Below are 2,882 nucleotides of genomic sequence, written 5' to 3' on the forward strand. Positions count from 1 at the left end.
AAGCTGGGCTTTCGAGCCGGGGGACCGGCCCAGCCGCCTCGCCTGCGGACGATCGCGGCGCGGGACTTAGCCGCACTCACGCGGGAACTCACCGCAGCGAAGCGCCGGTTTACGCTCCCGACGGAGGCGCCGATGCTCAGCTGCTACGAGGCGGGACGGGATGGCTTCTGGGTCCACCGGGCGCTGGCGTCGCTCGGCGTGGAGAATCTCGTGGTCGACTCCGCCTCGATCGATCGGTCGGCGCGGGCACGGCAAACGAAGTCGGATCGCCTCGACACGACCGCCCTCCTCGAGAAGCTCGGGCGCCACGCCGCCGGGGAGCGCGGCGTCTGGAGTGTCGTACATGTGCCGAGCATCGACGACGAGGATCGGCGGCATCTGCATCGCGAGCTCACCACGTTGACGTGGGAGCGGACACGCTTGGTGAATCGGATCAAGGGGCTGTTGGCGTTGCATGGAGTGGTGCTCGACGGTCGTGGTCTCCCGCGACATCTTCCGACGGATCTTCGCGGGTGGAACGGTGCCCCGTTGCCGCCCGAAGCCGAGGCACGGCTGCAGCGCGAGTGGCGACGCTTGGTGTTCGTCCGTCACGAAGTCCTGGCGCTCATGCGGGAACGGCGGGCGCGACTCGCCGCTGACGATCCGACGGATCCGACGTTGCCGCTCGTGCGCCGCCTGATGGCGTTGCGCGCGATTGGGGAGGTCAGTGCGTGGGTCTACACGACGGAATTCTTCGCCTGGCGGCAGTTCCGCAACCGGCGCCAGGTTGGTGCCGCGGCCGGGTTGTGCAGCACCCTCCGCTCGAGCGGCGACACGACACGCGAACAAGGAATCAGCAAGGCGGGGAATCGCTACTTACGCGCGCTTGCCATCGAGCTCGCGTGGAGCTGGCTCCGCCGGCAACCCGACAGTGCCCTGAGCCAGTGGTACAAACGCCGCTTCGCGACGGGGGGCGCGCGAATGCGACGGATCGGCATCGTCGCGCTCGCGCGCAAGCTCCTCATCGCGCTGTGGCGCTACGTCGAGACGGGCCGAGTTCCGGAGGGAGCGTTGTTGAAGACCTGACCCGCAGGTCTTGTCGCGAGCGCCTGTACTGGTGCGTCGTGCCCGTCGCTGAAGCGGGTCTGTCCGAGTGAGATTGTCGGATGCACCGTTTGTCAGAAGGGGCCGCGCGCCGCAAGGGCGTTGTTCACGCAAGGGATCTCTGGTCCCGACCCGCGACTCCGGTCCGGCGTCGTGACGGATAGAAGTGGGTGACCGAGGGCCGTCGTGCCTCGACGCGATCCCCAATCGCCGCCAGTGCTCGCCGCCTGCGAACGTGAACTTGCATCGCCCGATGCCGGCGGGCTCGGCGGAGCTATTGCTACAGTCTCCCCCTTGACAGCAACGTGATCATAGAAGCTTCAGCGTGCCTCACGCGCGCCGACGCTGCGTTCGTGGATTCCGTCGCTGGTGCAAGCATGCCCGCACTTCGATAGTCGAGTCAGTCAGTCGGTAGTACAACGAGTAAGGAAATCGCTCGAGCAGTAAACGACGTACATCGCGGTGCACGACGGGGCCGGCTTCCGGCATTTCCTTGACTAGACGAAGTACCGAACCGAGTGCGCTCTCGAATTCGGCGCCCAGGCCAACTTGTTGGGCATCGTACCATTTGTACGCCTCCTCAACATCATCCTTCGCTCGCGAAGTGAACGCGAGCGAGCGGCTCACAGCTCTGGTTTCCGAAGACGTGCTTGGACTTCTTCCCAGGAGACTGTCGCCCGCTCATCCGGATCGCCCAATCGATCGTCGAGCTCGGCCTGATGCCACTCCGGAACCGGAACGCTCTCGGCCGAAGCGGCGAGGCTGTCCCAAATACTCTCTACTAATTGAAGGCGATCCTCGGCAGGAAGATCGAGGATTTCGCTAAGCAACGCCGATCGAGACATGCTTTCAAACTGCGGGTTGGGACTCAAGGGGACAAGTGCCAGTTTGCAGGCATAACGTTGGGTTGTGCTGCGGCCGCTTCAATAATGCGGCCGCGGAGCGGCCGCCATCAATAGCGCGGCCGTCTGCACCAGCCGTCGTTAGATGGCGATCGGCGAGACCTTCTCGCCTCCAAGTCGGCGCCACGCATCCAGTGCGCTTGACGTGCGTTGATAGCGACGCACTTTCGCGTCGAGGACGTCAACTGCCCAGAAATCAGGGCCGAGCGAACTCGAATCGTTCACGTCATCGCGCCAGCCGAGTGCCACGCAGAGGATTGCCTGCTCGGACTCGCCGAGATCGATTCCCGGTCCGTACTGTGAGCCGGGCTTCGACTTAGCTGCGGCGAGCGTGATCACTTCTGTCCGGGACTCTCCAGCAAGCAGCGAGAGATCGTTCTCGCCGCCTCCGTCGACGCCGACTGGCATGGTCATCGGTGCACCGTCACGTTGTCCCTGAATTCTGAGGCGGACCGTCACGCGTCGGATGCTGGACCTGTTTGACACGATGACTTCGACCGTGCTAGCTGCCGTCCGCTGCACCGCAAGTCCGATGCTCGATACTTCTTCACGATGCACGGCACAATAGGTGAAGAAGGTGTACCACACCAAGACAACCAAGGTGGCAGTCAGGACTGCGAGATTCGGGTCGTAGCGCCCACGACCGGCCACGGCGAGGCCGATGCAGACGAATGATGCGATGACGGCCAGGGCAAACTCCGCCCTGAATCTGCGAATGAGCCTCATGTGCGGTTAGCGGGTCCGGTTCACGTCCGTCTAGAAATTATGACTGGGCTGGCCCTCCGACGTTCACGTGGATTAGCTCCTTCGTGTTCACCGGAGTCGCCAGAGCCACATGCGACTCATGCAACCGTCGCAGTCATTCGTGGAGGACCAACCCATGTCACGCTCTATCAT

Annotated in this window: 3 protein-coding genes; 1 reads left to right on the top strand and 2 read right to left on the bottom strand. The window is 63.7% G+C overall.

Features of this window, described 5'->3' with window-relative positions:
- Nucleotides 1-1,065, top strand: a 1,065-nt coding sequence (locus Q7S20_09875; GenBank protein MDO8502138.1) for an IS110 family transposase, incomplete at its 5' end; no start/stop codon positions are given.
- A gap of 641 nt (nt 1,066-1,706) precedes the next feature.
- On the opposite strand, the gene Q7S20_09880 is transcribed toward Q7S20_09875, so the two are convergent.
- Nucleotides 1,707-1,955 carry an addiction module protein gene (locus tag Q7S20_09880; GenBank protein MDO8502139.1) on the bottom strand — a complete coding sequence of 83 codons (249 nt, stop codon included), beginning with the start codon at nt 1,953-1,955 and terminating at the stop codon, nt 1,707-1,709.
- A 111-nt stretch (nt 1,956-2,066) separates the two neighbouring features.
- Nucleotides 2,067-2,711, bottom strand: coding sequence for a hypothetical protein (locus Q7S20_09885; GenBank protein MDO8502140.1), 645 nt, complete (start codon nt 2,709-2,711; stop codon nt 2,067-2,069).
- Nucleotides 2,712-2,882: the final 171 nt, after the last annotated feature.

The organism is Gemmatimonadaceae bacterium (assembly GCA_030647905.1).
Taxonomy (GTDB): domain Bacteria; phylum Gemmatimonadota; class Gemmatimonadetes; order Gemmatimonadales; family Gemmatimonadaceae; genus UBA4720.

Coding starts and splice junctions, on each gene's coding strand:
- Q7S20_09885 (MDO8502140.1), bottom strand. CDS start 2,711: ATGAGGCTCATTCGCAGATTCAGGGCGGAGTTTGCCCTGGCCGTCATC.